This is a genomic window from Abiotrophia defectiva ATCC 49176 (genome assembly GCF_037041345.1).
Taxonomy (GTDB): Bacteria; Bacillota; Bacilli; order Lactobacillales; family Aerococcaceae; genus Abiotrophia.
The window spans coordinates 603,452-621,535 of the sequence record NZ_CP146287.1; the positions used below are offsets into that span (position 1 = coordinate 603,452).

General features: G+C 50.2%; 19 protein-coding genes. 14 read left to right on the plus strand and 5 right to left on the minus strand.

Annotation, left to right across the window (positions count from 1 at the left end):
* Positions 1-5: 5 nt before the first annotated feature.
* Positions 6-818: a rhamnulose-1-phosphate aldolase gene (gene rhaD, locus V7R82_RS02900; RefSeq protein ID WP_338543290.1), complete on the plus strand. Its 813-nt coding sequence runs from the start codon at positions 6-8 to the stop codon at positions 816-818.
* A 145-nt stretch (positions 819-963) separates the two neighbouring features.
* Here rhaD and V7R82_RS02905 read toward each other — a convergent pair whose 3' ends face one another.
* Positions 964-1,842 carry a YitT family protein gene (locus V7R82_RS02905; RefSeq protein WP_291427422.1) on the minus strand — a complete coding sequence of 293 codons (879 nt, stop codon included), beginning with the start codon at positions 1,840-1,842 and terminating at the stop codon, positions 964-966.
* Positions 1,843-1,979: 137 nt separating this feature from the next.
* Between V7R82_RS02905 and V7R82_RS02910 the strand changes: the two genes are divergently transcribed.
* The 7 genes from V7R82_RS02910 to V7R82_RS02940 all read left to right on the plus strand — a co-directional run bounded on the left by V7R82_RS02910 (position 1,980) and on the right by V7R82_RS02940 (position 7,017).
* Positions 1,980-2,531 (plus strand): hypothetical protein, encoded by a 552-nt coding sequence (locus tag V7R82_RS02910; protein ID WP_338543293.1) that lies wholly within the window; start codon positions 1,980-1,982, stop codon positions 2,529-2,531.
* Between the two features lie 30 nt (positions 2,532-2,561).
* A complete protein-coding gene (locus tag V7R82_RS02915) occupies positions 2,562-3,146 on the plus strand; it encodes an NAD(P)H-dependent oxidoreductase (protein WP_338543294.1) in 585 nt (194 codons plus the stop codon).
* Positions 3,147-3,166: 20 nt separating this feature from the next.
* The gene (locus tag V7R82_RS02920) at positions 3,167-3,685 is read left to right on the plus strand and encodes a phosphoribosylanthranilate isomerase (RefSeq protein ID WP_338543296.1); all 519 of its coding nucleotides are present in this window, start codon (positions 3,167-3,169) and stop codon (positions 3,683-3,685) included.
* A gap of 3 nt (positions 3,686-3,688) precedes the next feature.
* Positions 3,689-4,303 carry a hypothetical protein gene (locus tag V7R82_RS02925; RefSeq protein WP_314394787.1) on the plus strand — a complete coding sequence of 205 codons (615 nt, stop codon included), beginning with the start codon at positions 3,689-3,691 and terminating at the stop codon, positions 4,301-4,303.
* A 132-nt stretch (positions 4,304-4,435) separates the two neighbouring features.
* Complete coding sequence (locus V7R82_RS02930; RefSeq protein WP_338543297.1) at positions 4,436-5,347, plus strand: ABC transporter ATP-binding protein; 912 nt, start codon at positions 4,436-4,438, stop codon at positions 5,345-5,347.
* Complete coding sequence (locus tag V7R82_RS02935; protein ID WP_338543298.1) at positions 5,340-6,149, plus strand: ABC transporter permease subunit; 810 nt, start codon at positions 5,340-5,342, stop codon at positions 6,147-6,149. The genes V7R82_RS02930 and V7R82_RS02935 overlap by 8 nt, the downstream gene beginning before the upstream one ends.
* Positions 6,150-6,195: 46 nt before the next feature.
* A complete protein-coding gene (locus tag V7R82_RS02940; protein WP_338543300.1) occupies positions 6,196-7,017 on the plus strand; it encodes an HAD family hydrolase in 822 nt (273 codons plus the stop codon).
* A gap of 50 nt (positions 7,018-7,067) precedes the next feature.
* On the opposite strand, the gene V7R82_RS02945 is transcribed toward V7R82_RS02940, so the two are convergent.
* Positions 7,068-8,741, minus strand: coding sequence for a formate--tetrahydrofolate ligase (locus tag V7R82_RS02945; RefSeq protein ID WP_338543301.1), 1,674 nt, complete (start codon positions 8,739-8,741; stop codon positions 7,068-7,070).
* 476 nt (positions 8,742-9,217) lie between these two features.
* Between V7R82_RS02945 and V7R82_RS02950 the strand changes: the two genes are divergently transcribed.
* From V7R82_RS02950 to V7R82_RS02965, 4 genes are all read left to right on the plus strand, one after another.
* Positions 9,218-9,661 carry an Rrf2 family transcriptional regulator gene (locus tag V7R82_RS02950; protein WP_298077076.1) on the plus strand — a complete coding sequence of 148 codons (444 nt, stop codon included), beginning with the start codon at positions 9,218-9,220 and terminating at the stop codon, positions 9,659-9,661.
* Positions 9,662-9,727: 66 nt separating this feature from the next.
* A complete protein-coding gene (locus V7R82_RS02955) occupies positions 9,728-10,330 on the plus strand; it encodes a nitroreductase family protein (protein WP_298077075.1) in 603 nt (200 codons plus the stop codon).
* Between the two features lie 465 nt (positions 10,331-10,795).
* Positions 10,796-12,049 carry a DUF4767 domain-containing protein gene (locus V7R82_RS02960; protein WP_338543304.1) on the plus strand — a complete coding sequence of 418 codons (1,254 nt, stop codon included), beginning with the start codon at positions 10,796-10,798 and terminating at the stop codon, positions 12,047-12,049.
* Between the two features lie 343 nt (positions 12,050-12,392).
* The gene (locus V7R82_RS02965; RefSeq protein ID WP_338543305.1) at positions 12,393-12,713 is read left to right on the plus strand and encodes a hypothetical protein; all 321 of its coding nucleotides are present in this window, start codon (positions 12,393-12,395) and stop codon (positions 12,711-12,713) included.
* A 448-nt stretch (positions 12,714-13,161) separates the two neighbouring features.
* Here the strand turns inward: V7R82_RS02965 and V7R82_RS02970 are convergent, their stop codons facing one another.
* From V7R82_RS02970 to V7R82_RS02980, 3 genes are read right to left on the minus strand one after another with little or no spacing between them, the layout of a single operon-like run.
* The gene (locus V7R82_RS02970; protein ID WP_338543307.1) at positions 13,162-14,031 is read right to left on the minus strand and encodes a DUF4097 family beta strand repeat-containing protein; all 870 of its coding nucleotides are present in this window, start codon (positions 14,029-14,031) and stop codon (positions 13,162-13,164) included.
* A gap of 24 nt (positions 14,032-14,055) precedes the next feature.
* Entirely contained in the window at positions 14,056-14,625 is a 570-nt protein-coding gene (locus tag V7R82_RS02975) for a DUF1700 domain-containing protein (protein ID WP_291432011.1), read from the minus strand.
* Entirely contained in the window at positions 14,618-14,935 is a 318-nt protein-coding gene (locus V7R82_RS02980) for a PadR family transcriptional regulator (protein WP_023391732.1), read from the minus strand. Before V7R82_RS02980 ends, V7R82_RS02975 begins: the two co-directional genes overlap by 8 nt.
* 188 nt (positions 14,936-15,123) lie before the next feature.
* On the opposite strand from V7R82_RS02980, the gene V7R82_RS02985 reads away from it, so the two are divergent.
* Both V7R82_RS02985 and V7R82_RS02990 read left to right on the plus strand, forming a co-directional pair.
* Positions 15,124-17,598 (plus strand): heavy metal translocating P-type ATPase, encoded by a 2,475-nt coding sequence (locus tag V7R82_RS02985; protein ID WP_422388386.1) that lies wholly within the window; start codon positions 15,124-15,126, stop codon positions 17,596-17,598.
* 20 nt (positions 17,599-17,618) lie between these two features.
* Positions 17,619-17,819, plus strand: a complete 201-nt coding sequence (locus V7R82_RS02990) for a heavy metal-associated domain-containing protein (RefSeq protein WP_314395260.1) — start codon at positions 17,619-17,621, stop codon at positions 17,817-17,819.
* Positions 17,820-18,084: the final 265 nt, after the last annotated feature.

Sequence of the window (18,084 nt, forward strand, 5' to 3'; positions counted from 1 at the left end):
CAACTATGAAATTTATAGAATCTTCCTTTGTAAAAAAAATGTGTGAAGTAACCTATGAGTCCTATCTACGATATTGGGATGAGCGAAACGGCGGCAACGTTTCCTGCCGCTTAAGCGCGGAAGAGCTTGTGGGCTACGAGGATATTTCTGAGGTTAGGTCAAGTCATGAATTGGGTTTTAAGGCATCCAATTTAGCTGGACAATACTATCTGGTAACGGGGACGGGACGCTATTTTCGTAATGTAACTAAGCAACCCTTGCTTGACTTGGGGCTCGTTCGTATTTCAAATGATGGCTTAAGCTATGATGTTGTCTGGGGCTTTGAAGATGGCGGACGACCAACTTCTGAATTTCCTAGCCATTTGATGAGTCATATTGAGCGTCTGAAGATTAATCCGGTCCATCGGGTAATCTTCCATTGTCATCCAACTAACTTAATTGCTCTAACGTTCACTCAGGATTTGGATGAACGTCACTTATCGCGACTACTTTGGAAAATGCAGGCCGAGTCCTTAGTGGTTTTCCCAGAAGGTGTGGGTCTCATTCCCTATATGACACCAGGCACAACAGAGATAGGGGAAGCAACCGCAAGAAAAATGGGCGATTTTTCAGCAGTAGTCTGGCCCCATCATGGGCTCTTTGCTTCTGGAAACTCACTCGATGAGACCTACGGCTTGATTGAGGTGATTGAAAAAGCGGCAATGATTTACAGTCAAATTGGCGCTCAAGGGGGCCGTATAAAGCAAGATATTAGCGATAATCAGCTTAGAGAATTGGCTGCACGCTTTAAGGTGACCCCTAGAAAAGACTTTCTATAAAACGTTGTGATCACAAGGAGAGCTTAGGCTCTCCTTTTTTATAATACTTTACTAGTTCTGAATAGCTTATTTGCATTAAAAGACACCCCATAAATTGGATAAAATAATCCAACTTATAGGGTGTGTGCCGGCCTTTTTTGTTGTCTTATAATTCGTAGGAGTGTTCCTTGAAGTTGCCCAAGATGTTGTTGATGTTGGTAATGGTGATGAAGGACTTGGGACTGGTTTGGGCGATAATTTTCTTGAGGGTATGCAGCTCATTTTGCTGAATAATGAGGATGATCATGTATTGTTTCTGGTGGGAATAGCCACCTTCCACTTCAATAATGGTCGAGCCCCGGCCCAGACGGGAGTTGATGGCAGACACGACTTCTTGCGGATTGAGACAGATAATGGAACATTGGATATAGGCCGAGAAGAAGCGTTGGATGTTCTTCATGGTCTGGTTACGGACGAAGCTCATAATCAGGGCATACATAACGTGTTGAATGTCGAAGGTCAGCCAGATCAAGCTGTAGACCAGGATGTCCTGCATGAGGAAGACCGTTGGGATGCTCCATTTGAAGCGCTTGGCCAGGAATTTACCGGTAATGTCGGTCCCGCCTGTTGAAGCACCCGCAATCAGCAGAAAGCTCATGGCAATCCCCGAGATAATACCACAGAAGATGGCGGCCACTAGGGAATCGTTGAGTTCAACTGGCGCTACCATATTGGGCAGGTTGTTAATGAGGAAGGAGGAGGCGAAGATCGTAGCTCCGGTTAGTAGGAGAAATTGCTTGCCGATATACTTGTAGGCAATGTAGAAGAGGGGGACGTTGAGGGCTAATTGGGTGGTCCCAATGGGAATGCCGAAATACTTCTGCATAATAAGCCCAATCCCGATAGTGCCACTGGCCCCGATCCCGTTATAAGGGACTAGCAGGCCGGCATAGACGCTAAAAAGTAGGATGCCAATGACTAGGAAGAGGATGTCTTTGAGTCGTTTGTGTTGGTGGGGGGCATAGACGCCTTCAAGCAGTTGCATAATCGCAGTCAAATCCTTTACAGTATACTATTCATCTATCATTTTAATAATTCTGGGCTCATAAATCAAGGATAAGGGGGAGGACTTGGGGCCTAATTGCCTTTGTGCTATAATAGAGCTATCAAGGAGGTGTTAAGATGGAGCCAAGCAATGTTAGGAAACTGAGTCCAGAGGACAGGGACAAGCTGGTCCTTCAGCTGGAGCGGGAAGAGGCCGACCTGACTGAGCGCGACTACGATCGCTACCAGGAGCTGATTAAGCAGGACCTGAGTGGTCTGACCGCTAAGAAAATCGTCCAGTCCCTGCTGGCTCTGCTTGATAGCCTACAAGATGGTCTGCTCTTTGTCTTGGGCTTCGTGCTCTTGGTCTTAGTGGTAACATTCTTGAATGGTCATTTGGACCAGGCTTGGCCTTTCTTGAGGACCATGCTGACGGGGCTCTTGGCCTTAAGGCCGGACCAGTTTGTCTGGAACCTGACCTCGCTCTGCTTAGTCTTCCTGGTTGTGATGAATGTCTACAACCACTGGCGCTACCGCCAGGCCATGTTGAGATTACAGGTCTCAGTGGATGCCATGGTTCGGGTTCAAGCCGAAATTGCCCAACGTCCTGTCGTCCTGACCCGTCTGGCTAGCTACCTCTATGAGTATGGCTTCCAACGTCTCTTGGCCGAGGAGGAGCAAGTCGACTAACACGTCATAGATTATAAGGAGGTTATCACCATGAAAGTCCTAATTGTTTATGCCTACCCAAATCATCAAGGCCTCAATGCTCAGATTTTAGCCCGAGTGCAGGCTGGGCTAGATGCCCGCCATGAGGTCAAGACCCTGGATCTCTACCTAGAGCACAAGGAAAAGGGCTTTGATCCCTGCCTAGTCTTCGACCAAGACCATAAACGCCGCGATTTAGACAAGGACCCTCAAATGGCTCCTTATCGCGACTTAGTGACTTGGGCTGATCATCTGATCTTCATCTATCCTATTTGGTGGGGCGGCATGCCTGCTATACTCAAGGGCTTTGTTGATCGTGTTTTGGTTAAGGGCTTTGCCTACGATTATAGTGATAATCCAATCCCTCAAGCCCTGCTTAAGGGCCGAACCGGCTGTGTCATTACCACCCACGATACAGTAGGCTTCTTCGCCCGCCTCTTCATGCAGGATTATGGTCGCGTTTTAGCTCGCCATATTCTGCGCATGGTGGGCATTAAGCCAGTCAAGCAAAGCCAATTAGCCTATGTGCGTGGCAGCAAGCCTGAGAAAATTGCGGCCTTCCTAGATAAAATTCAAGCCCAAGCGGCTAGCCTCTAAGAAGGGAGCCAAGTTAGTTGATGACAAGTCCCTTATTTGAAGCCTTTTTAAGCATTGCTAGAGCCCTGAATGAGCGAGGCCTTGTGCCCCTCTTGATGGGATCGGTCGGTCTGGAGGTCCGGACGGGCCAATCCTGGCAGGCGCGCGACCTGGACATCCATGTGCCAGGTGACCGGCGGGGGTGGGAGGCGCCTGACCACTTACGCATCTATGACTTTGAGCTGCTTGAAGGCCTGATGGAGGATCTGGGCTATGTCTTGGTAGACCGACACGAGCATGAATTCCAAGGGCCTGCCGGCTCAGTAGAGTTTGGCGCTATGGATACTTTGCCAGACTTTGCCGGCGTGGCCTTGGCGGACTTGCCCCTGGAAGACTGTCAGGGGGTCCGCTTCTATTTACCTACCATGAGCCAGTATCTGGCCATCTACCGGGCTTCCTCCCAGGATTCCTATCGTAATGATCAAAATAATCATAAAGACTTCGCTAAGATCGCCTACTTAGAAGAGCGCTTAGCATTAGATTGTCAAACCAAGGAGTAAACTATGTCGCAAAAAGCTACCCCACCAAGGCCCCTGCCTAATAGCCATTTCCCGAGGCACCGCATCTATGGCCTAGGCCTCCGCTCTCGCTATGGGGCCATTGCCCGTTGCCTAGCAAGCCTACTCTTCATGTATATTTTTAGAGTTGCACTGATATTATTTGCTGCGCCTCTAATCGCCCGCTTGCTCTGGCTAATCCGCCAATGCTGGCTCATTCGCCACCACAATAAGGAGCGCTGGCACTACCTAGTCCAAAACTATCCCCAAGTGGAAAGCGATGACTTCCAGCCCGACCGGGAGTGGCCGGAGATTACCTGCATGGTCTATCAGAACCACCTAATCTTCTGGGGAGATGGACTAGAGGTCTGGCATTTCAATGATATTCTGACCCTGGATTTCGATATTAACTGGGAAGAGCCCGACCAGAATATGCGGCCAGCTGAGTCTAGCCGCCACCAACGCAACTGGTGGGGCAGACTGCAGAAGACTCGCTATCTGATTGTGTCCCTGGCTAACTGGCAAGTCCTAGAATTGCGCCTGCCCAAGAAGGCAGAAGAAGTAGACTTAGAAATCGCCATTGACGAGCTCAAGGAATATTTTGCCAAGGCGGAGTATTAGTTACGCTAGCTACAAAGGAGGCGCCAAAATTAGTGCCCAAAGGTATGAGAAAGAGATAGAAATAGATTCAGAGTTCACCGTCATATATTTTAATCTGCTTGATAGATGTCGTAAGAGGAGCGCGAAAAGCTAATGGTAATTGAGATTAATGGAGTTAATAAGAAAATTGGGTCCAAACAGGTCATTCAAGATGTCTCTTTAAGTATTGGGAGAGGCCAAGTCTTCGCCTTGCTGGGACCCAATGGGGCAGGGAAGACTACCCTGATTCGTATCATTTTAGGTTTGTTGAAGGCTGAGACGGGGACGATTAGGCTCTTTGGCCAGGAGCTGACCGCTCAATCCAGGTCTGATCTCTTATTGCGTATTGGGGTTCAAAATGATGGGAATCTCTATGAAAATCTAACGATTGAAGACAATCTGGCCTTATGGGGTCAAATCTATGGTTTAGACCAGGCTACTATCCAAAAACGCCTAGCCGAATTGAAACAGAAGTTTCATTTAGAAGCCTATTCTAACATGCCAGTAGGGAGTCTCAGTAAGGGTAATCGGCAGAAAGTCATGCTGGCCAGAGCCATGTTTCATAATCCTGAGGTCTTGATTTTGGATGAGCCAACAACCGGGCTAGACCCAGCTGCCATTGATGAGTTTTATGACTTCATTAAGACCCTCAAGCAAGAGGGTGTGACCATTATCATGTCCACCCACTATCTCTACGGGATGGATGGCGTGGTCGATAGTATTGGCATTATTTCTGAAGGAAAGATACTGATCAGCGATGCAGTGGATAAGCTACGCCGCCAAGATAAGCAAGTCCATTTTGAAGGTAAATTTAAGCCCGACCACATCAAAGAATTACTTGCCCATGGTCAAGTAAACGGGAATCTGCAGGATGAATTTACCATCTCAGTGGAGAATGATGATCAGCTAGCTGACCTGGTCAGAAGCTTAGTTCAAAAAGGAAATGACATTCATTATGTCTATAAAGTAAGGGAAACCGTCAAAGAAATATACTTTAGAATTATTGGGGTAGATAGCCATGAATAGACAGCAATTAAAGGTCATGATCAAAAAGGAATACAAGGAATTAGTCAAGGAGAAAGGCTTACTGCTGTCCTTACTGTCCATGGCCATTATCTTCAGTATTGTCCTTCCAACAGTCTTATTACTAGTGGGCACGAGTAAGGAAGTGTCGGCTAGCATAGTGGGTCTAAATACTTTTCTTGAACAATTTAAGCTGATCGATTATCCAGCTTATCTGACCAAGGAAACCATACCCCTCTACGCTGTCCTGACCTACTTCTTCTTACCGCTATTTATGTTGCAGCCTATTATGTTTGCGACGCTATTAGCCAGCAACAGCTTTATTGGGGAGAAGGAGCACAAGACTTTGGAGGGCCTCTTATACACGCCCCTATCTCCAAAAGTCCTGATTCTAGGAAAAGCCTTAGGTTGTGCCTTACCGTCCTTGGCCCTGTCCACGCTTTCCTCTCTGGCTTATATCTTAGTGGTGAATACACTAGGCTGGGGCTATTTTGGGCATCTGATCTTGCCTAATCTGACCTGGATATTAGTAATCCTAGTGATTTCGCCTCTGCTGGTCTTTTTATCAATCTTGCTGATTATTGGCAGTTCACAATATTTGAAGAACAGTAAGTCAGCCCAAGGGGTATCCATGATCATCGTAATGCCAATCATCGGTATCTTGCTTTCTCAATCCACCGGGGTCTTAATCCTAGGTGTCTTTGAAACGGTGGTTTTCATTACGGTTTTAGTACTACTGGTGATTGTAGCCTTCTTGCTTCTTATGAAAATATTCAATTTTGAGAAATTTATTCTCAATAATTGAGGCGTCTGTCAACGATTAGTAAGCACAAGCTCGCAAGGAGGCAGCCATGATTAGACATCTTTTTTCCGATATGGACGGAACCATTTTGCGGGAGGACGGCCGCATTAGCCCGGAGACGGCCCAGGTCATTCGCCAAGTGGGCCTGCCCCTGACCCTGGTCTCGGCCCGCTCGCCTATGGAAATGCGGGAAGCTATCGACCAGCTGGGCCTGCATGATGTCCACGTGGGCTTCAATGGGGGCTATATTTTCCAGGCCAGCCTTGAGGGCTACCGGGTCATTCATGAGGTCCGAATGGACTATCAATTAGCCAAGACCCTGGTCCTGGATTTAAGAGGTCGTTATCCTGACCTCAGCATTAGTGTCTTCGACGATCAGACCTGGTTTGTGGACCGCTACGATGACTGTGTGGCCTACGAGCAGAACTTGACGGGTCTAGACTATGTCCTAGTGGACTATGAGGACTTCTTCCAGGCCCCTTGGCGCAAGGTCTTCAAGCTCATGCTGGTAACCTTCGACCATGAGCTCATGGAAGCGGTCAAAGCCTATTTGCCAACAGCCTATCCAGAAGCCGAAATCGGTCTCTACCAGACTAGCATTCCTTATCTGGAAGTCACGCCGCGTCTGGCTCAGAAATCCCTGGGTATACAGTATATCCAGGAGCGGGAAGGGCTGATCCGTCAGGAACTCATGGCCTTTGGCGATGGGACCAATGACCTGGCCATGTTCCAGGTGGTAGGTCAGGCTGTGGTCATGGCCAATGCCAGTGAGGCCATTAAGGCCCAGGCCGACTATGTGACCCTATCCAATCAAGAAGACGGCGTGGCCCATGCCTTGCTGCATTATTTGCCAAGTTTACAAAAGCAATAAAATAGAGCCTCTGCCATCTGGCAGGGGCTCTTTGCTTGTTTCGGGTTAGATTAGAAGAGGCCGGTCACCTTGCCGTCGGCATCGATGTCGATACGTTCAGCGGCAGGGGATTTAGGCAGACCTGGCATGGTCATGATGTCACCGGTCAAGGCCACGATGAAGCCGGCGCCGGCAGAAACCTTGAGTTTCTTAATGGTGACAGTGAAGTCCTTAGGTGCCCCAATCAGGCTAGCATTGTCGGAGAAGGAGTACTGGGTCTTGGCCATACAGATTGGTAGCTGGCCGAATCCCAGGTCTTCCAGCTCCTTGAGCTCACGCTTGGCTGCTGGGGTTAGGCTGATGCCTGCGCCACCGTAGACCTTTTGGACGATTTTGGTGATCTTGTCTTGGATGGAATCTTCCAGGTCGTAGATGTAACGGAAGTCCTTAGGAGCCTCCGTCAGAGCCACTACTTTCTCAGCCAAATCACGACCGCCGGCCCCGCCTTGGCCCCAAACATCAGAAATGGACACGTCGACGCCACGGGCTTGGCAGGCTTGGTAGACGGCCTCCAGTTCAGCTTCAGTGTCGGTTGGGAACTTGTTGATGGCCACGACCACTGGCAGGCCAAAGGATTCTTGGATAGTAGCCAAGTGCTTGTCCAAGTTAGGCAAGCCAGCCTTGACGGCTTCCACGTTTTCAGGACCTAAGTCGGTCTTAGGCACGCCGCCGTGCATCTTGAGGGCCCGGATGGTGGCAACTAGCACAACTGCGTCAGGCTCTAAGTCAGCCAGACGGCACTTGATGTCTAGGAATTTCTCTGCCCCTAGGTCAGCGCCGAAGCCGGCTTCGGTGACCACATAATCGGCTTGGCGCAGGGCTAGTTTGGTAGCTAGGACCGAGTTACAGCCGTGGGCGATGTTAGCGAATGGTCCGCCGTGGACAAAGGCAGGAGTGCCTTCCAGGGTTTGAACCAGGTTAGGGTTGATGGCATTCTTGAGCAGGGTGGCCATAGCGCCCTCAGCCTTAAGGTCAGCGGCCGTCACGGGACGACCATCGAAGGTATAGGCTACGATGATGCGGGCCAGGCGCTCCTTAAGGTCAGATAGGCTGGTCGCCAAGCAGAGGACCGCCATGATTTCAGAAGCCACGGTGATGTCATAGCCGTCTTCGCGTGGCACGCCGTTAATTTTGCCTTGAAGGCCGTTGACGATATGACGTAACTGGCGGTCGTTCATGTCGACCACCCGTTTCCAGGTGATGCGACGGCTGTCGATGCCTAGGGCATTGCCGTGGTGGATGTGGTTGTCCAGCATGGCCGCCAGCAGGTTGTTAGCTGCGCCGATAGCATGGAAGTCCCCGGTAAAGTGCAGGTTGATATCTTCCATAGGAATGACTTGGGCATAGCCGCCCCCAGCGGCGCCCCCTTTGACCCCAAAGACTGGGCCAAGGGAGGGTTCGCGCAGGGCGATGGCGGCCTTCTTGCCAATCAGGGTCAGGGCATCAGCCAGCCCCACTGAGGTCGTGGTCTTACCTTCGCCGGCAGGCGTAGGGGTAATCGCAGTCACTAGGACTAGTTTGCCTGGCTTGCTTGCTTCTTTGGGTAGGGAAGCCAGGTCCACTTTGGCGATGTGATGGCCGTAGCGGAAGAGGTTTTGGGGTTTTAAGCCCACTGAAGCAGCGATGTCTTCGATGGGGCGAGGGCTAACAGAGTTAGCAATTTCAATATCAGATAGATGGGTCATGGATTAGCGGTCCTCCTAGAATGCTTGGTAATGGCCAGCCCTTGCAAGGGGCTTCTGCTATGATTATAACAGAAATGTCAGGCCTTGTGGCTAAAAAACGAATGGCCGGGGCCAAGAAAAATGGCCTCGTTCGTGTTTATGCTTAGGGCAAATGGGAGGGGGCTAACCTGCAGGACTCAAAGAAATTTGTCCTTGCACTCGATCTAACCTAGTTTGATTAGCTAAGAATGGCTCTATATCAAGGAAAAATGGACCTCTAAAAATTATAAGTCAATGGGGTTGACAAATAAAAGAGTGGGTGATAAGATTTAAGCATGAACTTGTAATGAGTAAAGTTACAAGTTGGCATTTGACAATAAAGGAGGGTAGACTAAGGAGTTGTCCCAGTAGCCAATGGTAAACCAGGCAGACGGTTGCTTAAGCAGCCTTAAGTCGTCACAACCATGGTAAGAAAGTAAGAAATAGGATGTGAGTCTATGCAAATATCAAGTCGCTTTACCATTGCAATCCATTCATTGGCCGTCATCTATTTGAGACAAGACCAGCAACGCGTAACAAGTAACTTCCTAGCGGAGAGTATTCAGGTCAACCCCGTGGTCGTGCGGTCGGTCCTATCCGGCTTGAAGGCGGCTGGCATTATCGAGTCGCGTCAAGGCAGTGGGGGATCACGCTTGGCCAAGCCCCTGGATGCCATCACTTTTTATGATATCTATGTCACGGTAGACAGTGTTGACAAGGATGGGCTCTTTAATTTCCATCCTAACCCACATCAGGACTGTCCGGTAGGCCGCAATATTCACCAAGCGGTGGATGGCAAATTGATACAGATCCAAGCGGCCATGGAAAATGAACTCAAGCGCATCACCATGCAAGATGTGGTGGATGATTTAGAAAAGGCCATTGCCCAAAGCGCTCAATAATCTAAGTAAATTAAATATCCCTTGGGGATTAGAATATATAAAATAGAAAGAATAGAGGTAATTAATATGTCAAACTTTAACCAATTACAAGCAAAACGTCGTTCAATTTATGCGCTCGGTAAGGAGCTGCCAGTTTCTAACGATGCTCTTGTTGAAATCGTCGAAAAAGCCATGAAAGAAGCACCATCTGCTTTCAACTCTCAATCTAGCCGTGCCGTCATCTTATTCGGCAAAGAGTCTGAAGACTTCTGGAACGAGATTGCTTACAGCGAACTTGAAAAGGTAACGCCAGCGGAAGCTTTTGAAGGGACTAAAGGTCGTTTAGCAGGTTTCGCAGCAGGGGCTGGGACCATCCTCTTCTTCGAAGACCAAGAAGTCGTAGAAGGCTTACAAGCTAACTTCCCACTCTACGCTGACAACTTCCCAATCTGGTCAGAACAAGCACACGGGATCAACTTATACGCAGTATGGTTGGCATTGGCTGAACAAAACATCGGCATGAACGTGCAACACTACAACCCATTAGTAGACGAAAAAGTAGCCGCTAAATACAATATCCCATCTACTTGGAAATTACGTGCTCAAGCACCATTCGGTAGCGTGGTGGCACCAGCTGGCGACAAAGAATACATGGCTGACCAAGATCGCGTTAAGTCATTCGGTAAATAAGACAAGCTATAGCGAGTAAGGGACAGAGGTCTAAGTGACCTCTGTTTTTTTTTGTTTCTGCCTCGGTCTGCCTTGGCCTGGTCGGGTGCTTAGGGCAAAGTGGACCCTTGTGGCGGGACCGGCTCCAGCCAGCCTACGGCTGTCTTCCGCCTTGGCGGTCTATGGTGGCCTAAGTCGCTCCGCTCCAAGGCCACTCATACGCCCGCCATCCTTTAGGCCACAAGGGCACTTTGCCCGCACCGGATCAGGCCAAGGCTGGGACTAGCGTTAAAAATTGAGTCCCTGGCGCAAGTCTTTGGTCGCCCTAATTTCCTTAAGTTGGTGCCTAAGTTAGGGTGACAAATTAGTCTAGAATAAGACACAAAATAGTCTATATTTAAACCATGTAAGCCCTTGTTTTTTTCTTTGTGAGGACTATAATAAGGCTGTAAGTAAAAGTCACAACCAAAAAGGAGGCGCGTCACCATGAGTAAGCGATATGCATTACTCGTCGGTACGGTTATTAGTGCCCTAGCCCTAAGTGGGTGTGGGCATGGTCAAGGCAATCAGGGAGCTACTAGCACACAGGTCGCGAATTCTGTGACCAGTGAATCCGTCAGCAGTGTGTCTACTAGTCAATCCAGTCGTAGCCAGTCAAGTAGTCAGTCAGCAAGTGAGGCCAAATCTAAAGGGGCCTCGCAAGCCAGCCAGGAGCCGGCTAGCAGTCAGGCTCAGCCCTCTTATTTCAAGCAGATGCAAGCCGCCTATCAAAAGCAGCTGGACTACCGCGATTCGCTGAGTGAAGATGCGCGGTCTTCAGTCCAAGCGCCTTTTACTGCGGCCTATCAGGAAGGGGAGCGGCTCAAGGGTCTCCACCCCCAAGATAGCCAACGCATTGAGCAGGAGTCAGCAGACTTTCAACACTATCTCAATTGGGATAAGCAAGCCTTTGCTTCCTTCTTCTTCAAGTGGGCCCAAGGTATGAAGCAAGACTATCGGCCTTTGCATTTGGAAGATTTTGTGGGTATTGGCGACAGCAGTAATCGGCTCAAAAACGCCACCGTTCATGGGCAAGCCGTGACCTGGAATATTATGGGCAATGTCAAAAACGCTCGTTATGACTATCTAATCTTGGATAGCTATGAGACAACAGACTCGGACCCAAGTCAGCGTCACCTCTACCTCTTCACCCTCCATCAAGGTCAGCCTCAAGTCCTCTACAGTCAGGCCCATTTGGCTGACAGCGATAAGTTAGATTTCAAAGAGACCGAGAATCAGGAATTGAGTCAGGGCTTTGCTAAGTACCTCAATCCTGACAATCGGGACAGTGGCCAAACGAGTGATGAGGGCACAATCGCGGGGCCAAGTGATATTAGAAGGGATCATATTGCCCAAGTCATGGAAGCCTACAGCAAGGCCCAAGGCCAAACTTATCAGGCTGCCACGCCAGCTACAGCCTTGTCTTATTATGATTTGGCGGTTCCCGACCAAGTCCTTAACCAAGCCAAAGTGGACGGCCAAGCAGCAAGTTTCCAATTCTATGGTATGCAGCTAGGCAAGAGTGACCTCAACTATGAAGTGACGGCCATTTATGTGCGCCAAGACGGCAAGCAGGTGATTGCCTTCGTTAAGCGGCACAATCATGCCTATATTTTGGAGGCCACAGCCCAACCAGACCAAGAGGGTCAGGTCTCCTTCCAAACCACCCAGAACCCAGATTTAATGTCAGCATTTGATTAGTTTTAAAAAGGACCCAGCCTCTATGTTAGGGGCGGGGTCCTTTTTGTTTCTGCCTCGGTCTGCCTTGGCCTGGACCGGTTCGAGCCTGGCCAGCCAGTCTCTCGCCTTGCCTAGCTATTGAGTCCCTAAGTCGCTGCGCTCCAAGGGCCTCTAATGTGCTAGTCATCCTTTGGGCCCCTGGCGCAAGTCTTTGGCCGCCCCAATTTCCTTAAGTTGGTGTTGAAGTTAGGGTGACAAACTTGTCAAAAAGCTTATATCTAAATGAAGTAGGCCTGTTTATTTTTGTTTGAGAGGGCTATAATAAGGGTGTAAGCAGAATTATCAATCAAAAGGAGGAAGCGTCATGTTTGTTGAAAATGATTATATCTTGCGCCAAATTAAGCAGGTCATTCGTAATTTGGCGGGACTCTTGAATTTGCAGACCGTTTTTGACTTGCTGAGTGATACCATCGACATTCAGGATGAAGCCGCCGTTCTTAGGGTGACCAATGACTACTATGCGGAATTAATCCGTATAAAATCCCAAAGTAAAGGGGCGGACTATCTCAAACGATTGAGTGAGACTTCTGGCGTGTCCCTTGAATCCCTAAATAAACTGATAGACGGGCAAGAGATGCTGGATCAAGAACAAGTAGCCCTCTTAAAATCCTATTTTGGGGATTGATAGAGTGGGTGTGAGTTGGTTCTCTTGGTAACATGATTTTGAGAATAATAGGGAGAATTGTGCTTCCGTAGCTTTGTAATCCTTTAATCGCGTCCAAGAAACCTTTTATCCCCCTAGGCTTGGCAAGGCGGCTGCGGGGCAAAGTAGCCCTTGTGGCATTAGGATGGCGGTCGTATGAGTGGCCTTGGAGCGCAGCGACTCAGGCCACCATAGACCGCCAAGGCGGAAGACAGCCCCAGGCTGGCTGGAGCCGGTCCGTCACAAGGGCCTAACTTTGCCTAGAGCGGCCGCCGTGGCCAAGCCAGAACAAGGCACAAGCAGGCAGACAAAAAGAGGCTCTAGGGCCTCTTTTCTTAGCAAGGGCCTAACTTTGCCTAGAGCAGCCGCCGTGGCCAAGCCAGAAGCAGGCAGACAAAAAGAGGCCCTAGGGCCTCTTTTTTGATTTCTATTATTCCGAGAATTGGACGTTAACATTACCAGTTGACGAATGGGCCTTGACTTTCTTGCTGGCGCCTTCGTTTTCTTGGGTTTTGTTGCCCATGGTCTTGGTGTCGATTTGATAGTCCTTGCGTTTGCCTTGAATCGTGGCCTTAATATCACCCGTTGAAGAGGAGAGTTCAATGTCAGACACGTCATTCAAGCCCTGAATGTCCACTTCCCCAGTTGAACTATTGGCCTTGAAGGTCGTGCCACTGGCTTGGGTTTGCTTGGTGCGGATATCACCCGTTGAAGCAGATAGGTCAAAGTTTTGGCCGGAAACCTGGTCAAGGCTAATCTTACCCGTTGAGGCAGAGACGTTAATATCCTTGCTAGCCTTAACCTTTTCTAGCTGGATGTCGCCAGTCGAATCGTCGAGCTTGAGGTTGTCCTTGAGGTTAAGGTCGCGGACGGTGATGGACCCAGTCGAAGACTTGACGTCCACTTTGGCAGCCAGCTCCTTAGGCACCGTAATGTTAATCTTGTGGGAATTGAAGATACCGAAGGGGTTGAAGGACCAGAAATTGAAGAAGAAGAACTGACCCTTGGATTGCATAATCAGGCGAGAGCCTTCTTGCTTGATGTTATAGTTGATGCTGCGATCTTCGGTATAGTCAATCTTGATGTCGGATTGGTCAGTGCCTGTGACGGTCACATCCGCAATCGAAGCCTTGACGACCAACTCGGTCACATCGCTAGCTGAGGCTTGGTATTGCTTGTTCTCTGGCGTTCCGGCCATACTAAAGCGAGTCAGGTCGCCACCCGATAGGGCGAAGGCCGTCCCAATGGACAAGAGACCAATGATAATGAGTAAAATGGCGATTTTGGTCAGGTTTTTCATAAATAAGCTCCTTTCTAGGTGAGTCTAGTCGCGACGAGAGTGAATCCAGCGCAGTCGATGGTTGAGATTGCGGAAGCCACGTTGGGCCCATGGCAAGAATAGGAGACCTAGACCGACTAGGGAAAGACCTGCCCCGAAGTTGAAGAGGGCATTAATCAGGTTGAAACCGGAGGTGAAGGGGCTGGTCACCGCTATGAATGCACCGCCGAAAATAAAGGCAAAGACCGTGACATAGAAGGCGAAGAGTAGGGATGCCATCACCAATACCAAAGCAAAGCCTATAGCGCCGACCGTTATAATAAGTGGCAACCAGATGGGGAAGGTCAGGGCAATCAAGACCCATTGGCCACCCGAAATAGGGCGTTTGGGTTTGAGCTTTTGCTTGACCCGCTCAAAGGGTGACATTTCCGCTAGAATCCGGTTAGCAATTTCATCTAAGTCACCCAAGTCCGCTACGGCTTGGTCCTCGGTCATGCCTTCGTCTAGGCGGTCATCAATCATCTCATCGAAGAAGGACAGGGTGGTGGCCAGTTCTTCCTCGGGTAGGCCGGACAAGCGCCGGGCTAGTTGGTGTTTGAAGTCGTATCTATTCATGTCGATCATCTCCTAGGATAAAGTGGTAGGCTTTCATGACGGCGTCCCAGTCCTGGAGAAAGTTCTGGATTTGACTGTGGCCGACATGGGTCAGGCGGTAGTACTTGCGTAGACGTCCCTTATGCTCAATCGAGTAGGCAGCCACCGCCTGGTTGGCTTCCAGTCGCTTGAGGATGGGGTAGAGGGTGGATTCGGAGATCGGAATGTATTCCGACACATCTTTGACAATTTTGTAGCCGTAGGAGTCTTCTTGGCGCAGGGCGGCCAATACACAGACTTCCAAAAGGCCACGCTTGAGTTGAGCTTCCATAGGCGTTCTTCCTTTCTACACCTATACTATACAACGCATAGTATAATGCGTCAAGGGATATTCTGTTATAAATAGTAAAATCGGTCTTAAGTCTGAGAAAAAAGAGGGGTTTACAAATGTAATCTAAGGTGTTATACTAGAAATTAAGATTACACTTGTAATCTTAAAAAATGAGATTAAGGAAGGTGATGACCATGTCACAAGAATATGCGATTCAAGGCCTATCTTGCGCTTCTTGTGCCCATGCAGTGGAAGTGGCCCTGCAGGCCGTAACGGGCGTCAAGTCAGCACAAGTGAATTTAGCAACTGAAAAAGTCAGCCTGGAGACAGAAGGGAGTGTCAGCCCCCTAGACTTGCAGGCAGCGGTCCAGGCGGCCGGTTATGATTTGGTCCTGCCCCAAGTGACGCAAAACTTCGCCCTAACAGGCATGTCCTGTGCTTCTTGCGCGGCCAATATTGAGTCTGCAGTCAGCAGCCTGCCAGAAGTCAGCGCGGCTAGCGTCAATCTGGCCACTGAAGTCCTGTCGGTGACCTACCAGCCAGGCGCTATTAATGAAGAAATAATTTGCCAAACCGTGGCAGAGGCCGGCTATCAAGCCCAACTCCTAGCAGATCAAGCTGGAGCTAGCCAAGCGCAAATCCAGCAAGAGGCGGATCAGGCGGCCCAAGCCAAGGCCAGCCACCAAGCAGCCCTCTGGCGTCGTTTCTGGCAGTCGGCCATTTTCGCCTTGCCACTGCTCTGTCTAGCCATGGCCGAAATGGTAGGCCTGACCCTACCAACTTGGCTCAGCCATCGCGGAGGTGGTCAGCTCTTTGTTAGTCTGCAGCTGGCCTTGACCCTGCCTATTCTCTGGCTGGGGCGGTCCTTCTTCCTAAATGGCTTCAAGCATTTGGTCAAGGGCCATCCTAATATGGATTCCCTGGTGGCCCTGGGAACGAGTGCGGCGGTAGCCTATAGCCTTTATAGTAGTATTCAGGTCTGGTTGGGCGACCACCATGCGGCCATGTCTCTCTATTATGAGTCAGCCGGCGTCATCCTGACCCTGGTGACACTAGGTAAATATTTCGAAGCCCGGTCCAAAGGCCAGACCTCAGCCGCCATTCAGGCCCTGATTAAGCTGGCCCCTCAAGAGGCTCAAGTCTTACGAGAAGGCCAGGAAGTAACCTTGCCACTGGACCAAGTCCAAGTGGGCGACCTAGTTCGGGTCCGCCCTGGACAAAAGATTCCGGTCGACGGCCGGGTAGTGGAAGGCCAATCCTGGGTGGACGAGTCCATGTTGACCGGTGAGAGCCTGCCGGTCGCTAAAAAGGTAGGTGACCAAGTGGTGGGCGCCAGCCTCAACCAGCAAGGGTCTTTAATTGTTGAAACCAATAAAGTGGGCCAAGACACCACCTTGGCGCAGATTATTCATTTAGTTCAAGCAGCTCAAGGCTCTAAGGCGCCTATTGCCCAATTGGCTGACCGGGTTTCGGCTGTCTTCGTGCCGGTCGTTATGACCTTGGCCCTAGTGGCTGGTCTGGCCTGGTACCTGATTGGCGGCCAGTCCTGGGCCTTTGCCTTGACCATTAGCATTGCAGTCCTCGTGATTGCCTGTCCTTGTGCATTGGGCTTGGCCACGCCAACTGCCATTATGGTGGGGACCGGTAAAGGGGCTGAGCAGGGCATTCTGATTAAGTCCGGGACCGCCCTAGAAATGGCCCACCAAGTGGACGCCGTAGTCTTGGATAAGACGGGGACCCTGACCCAGGGCCAACCCCAAGTGACCGATGTCCTGCCTCTGACAGGCTGGACGCCAGATCAGTTACTGGCCTTGGCAGCTGCGGCTGAAGTTAACTCTGAGCACCCACTGGGTCAAGCCATTGTGGCCGGGGCCCGTGAGCGGGAGCTGGCTTTGCCTGAAGTGACTGACTTCCAATCACTGACCGGGTCGGGGATTCAAGTCCGGCTAGATCAGGCGACTTATTACCTGGGCAACCGACGGCTCATGCAAGAGCAGGGGCTGGATTTGGGTCAGGCAGAAGATCAGGCGGCGGCTTTGGCAGCTGGGGGCAAGACGCCAATTTATGTGGCCAATGAGCATGAGCTCCTAGGCCTGATTGCGGTAGCCGACCCGCTTAAGGAGACTAGTCCGGAGGCTGTCCGCCGCCTCAAGGCCATGGGCTTGCAGGTTATTATGTTGACGGGCGACAATGCCAAGACGGCGCAGGCTTTGGCTGCAGAAGCTGGCATTGACCAGGTGATTAGCGACGTTCTGCCTGCAGACAAGGCCCAGGTAGTGGCTGATTTGCAGGCGCAAGGACTCAAGGTAGCCATGGTAGGGGACGGTATCAATGATGCGCCTGCCCTGGCCCAGGCAGATGTGGGCTTGGCCATTGGCCGGGGGACGGACGTGGCCATTGAGTCGGCTGATATGGTCCTCATGGGCTCTGACCTGATTAGCGTGGCGACCGCCATCAAGCTCAGCCAGGCCACCATCCGTAATATTAAGGAGAACCTATTCTGGGCTTTTGCCTACAATGTGCTGGGCATCCCAGTAGCCATGGGGGTCTTGCACCTCTTTGGCGGGCCGCTCCTCAACCCCATGTTGGCGGGCGCGGCCATGAGCTTCAGCTCCGTCTCAGTCATTGTCAATGCCTTGCGCCTACGTCGTTTCAAGGCTTAAGAGTAAAAGGAGAGATTATAATGGAAAAAACTTATCTAGTAGAAGCCATGAAATGTGGTGGCTGTGCCAAGAATATTGAGAACCTACTTAGCCAAGTAGCCGGCGTCCAAGCCGTAAGCACCGACCTGGCCAGCAAAAGTGTGACCGTCACCGGTCAGGTAGACCAAGCCAACTTGCAAGAAGCCTTGGCGCAAACTAAATATGTCCTGGCTGCTAAGTAGTTGGGTTAAGGAGGAAGACTAGCTCTATGGGGCTGGTCTTTATTCTTGGGTTTGGGGAAGCTGCCATCCATTCTGACATCGACAAAGTCAGCCAAGACCTCTTGATGGTATGAAAGCTGTCTATGACAAGCACTTGTGGACTATGAAGGCTTACTTGGGCTAAAAAATATCAAATGAAGGAGTTGGGAGCCGTCTTCCGGCTCCTTTTTTTACATCTGAAACTTTGTATGCTATACTAGGTTTGTGAAAAGAAGTTACGGATGTA

What these genes read in the sequence shown, in the direction of transcription:
- V7R82_RS02945 (WP_338543301.1), bottom strand. Translation starts at nt 8,741, where the DNA reads ATGACCCATCTATCTGATATTGAAATTGCTAACTCTGTTAGCCCTCGC.
- V7R82_RS02960 (WP_338543304.1), top strand. Translation starts at nt 10,796, where the DNA reads ATGAGTAAGCGATATGCATTACTCGTCGGTACGGTTATTAGTGCCCTA.
- rhaD (WP_338543290.1), top strand. Translation starts at nt 6, where the DNA reads ATGAAATTTATAGAATCTTCCTTTGTAAAAAAAATGTGTGAAGTAACC.
- V7R82_RS02950 (WP_298077076.1), top strand. Translation starts at nt 9,218, where the DNA reads ATGCAAATATCAAGTCGCTTTACCATTGCAATCCATTCATTGGCCGTC.
- V7R82_RS02935 (WP_338543298.1), top strand. Translation starts at nt 5,340, where the DNA reads ATGAATAGACAGCAATTAAAGGTCATGATCAAAAAGGAATACAAGGAA.
- V7R82_RS02990 (WP_314395260.1), top strand. Translation starts at nt 17,619, where the DNA reads ATGGAAAAAACTTATCTAGTAGAAGCCATGAAATGTGGTGGCTGTGCC.
- V7R82_RS02920 (WP_338543296.1), top strand. Translation starts at nt 3,167, where the DNA reads ATGACAAGTCCCTTATTTGAAGCCTTTTTAAGCATTGCTAGAGCCCTG.
- V7R82_RS02905 (WP_291427422.1), bottom strand. Translation starts at nt 1,842, where the DNA reads ATGCAACTGCTTGAAGGCGTCTATGCCCCCCACCAACACAAACGACTC.
- V7R82_RS02910 (WP_338543293.1), top strand. Translation starts at nt 1,980, where the DNA reads ATGGAGCCAAGCAATGTTAGGAAACTGAGTCCAGAGGACAGGGACAAG.
- V7R82_RS02940 (WP_338543300.1), top strand. Translation starts at nt 6,196, where the DNA reads ATGATTAGACATCTTTTTTCCGATATGGACGGAACCATTTTGCGGGAG.
- V7R82_RS02980 (WP_023391732.1), bottom strand. Translation starts at nt 14,935, where the DNA reads ATGGAAGCTCAACTCAAGCGTGGCCTTTTGGAAGTCTGTGTATTGGCC.
- V7R82_RS02985 (WP_422388386.1), top strand. Translation starts at nt 15,124, where the DNA reads ATGACCATGTCACAAGAATATGCGATTCAAGGCCTATCTTGCGCTTCT.
- V7R82_RS02930 (WP_338543297.1), top strand. Translation starts at nt 4,436, where the DNA reads ATGGTAATTGAGATTAATGGAGTTAATAAGAAAATTGGGTCCAAACAG.
- V7R82_RS02965 (WP_338543305.1), top strand. Translation starts at nt 12,393, where the DNA reads ATGTTTGTTGAAAATGATTATATCTTGCGCCAAATTAAGCAGGTCATT.
- V7R82_RS02915 (WP_338543294.1), top strand. Translation starts at nt 2,562, where the DNA reads ATGAAAGTCCTAATTGTTTATGCCTACCCAAATCATCAAGGCCTCAAT.
- V7R82_RS02955 (WP_298077075.1), top strand. Translation starts at nt 9,728, where the DNA reads ATGTCAAACTTTAACCAATTACAAGCAAAACGTCGTTCAATTTATGCG.
- V7R82_RS02925 (WP_314394787.1), top strand. Translation starts at nt 3,689, where the DNA reads ATGTCGCAAAAAGCTACCCCACCAAGGCCCCTGCCTAATAGCCATTTC.
- V7R82_RS02970 (WP_338543307.1), bottom strand. Translation starts at nt 14,031, where the DNA reads ATGAAAAACCTGACCAAAATCGCCATTTTACTCATTATCATTGGTCTC.
- V7R82_RS02975 (WP_291432011.1), bottom strand. Translation starts at nt 14,625, where the DNA reads ATGAATAGATACGACTTCAAACACCAACTAGCCCGGCGCTTGTCCGGC.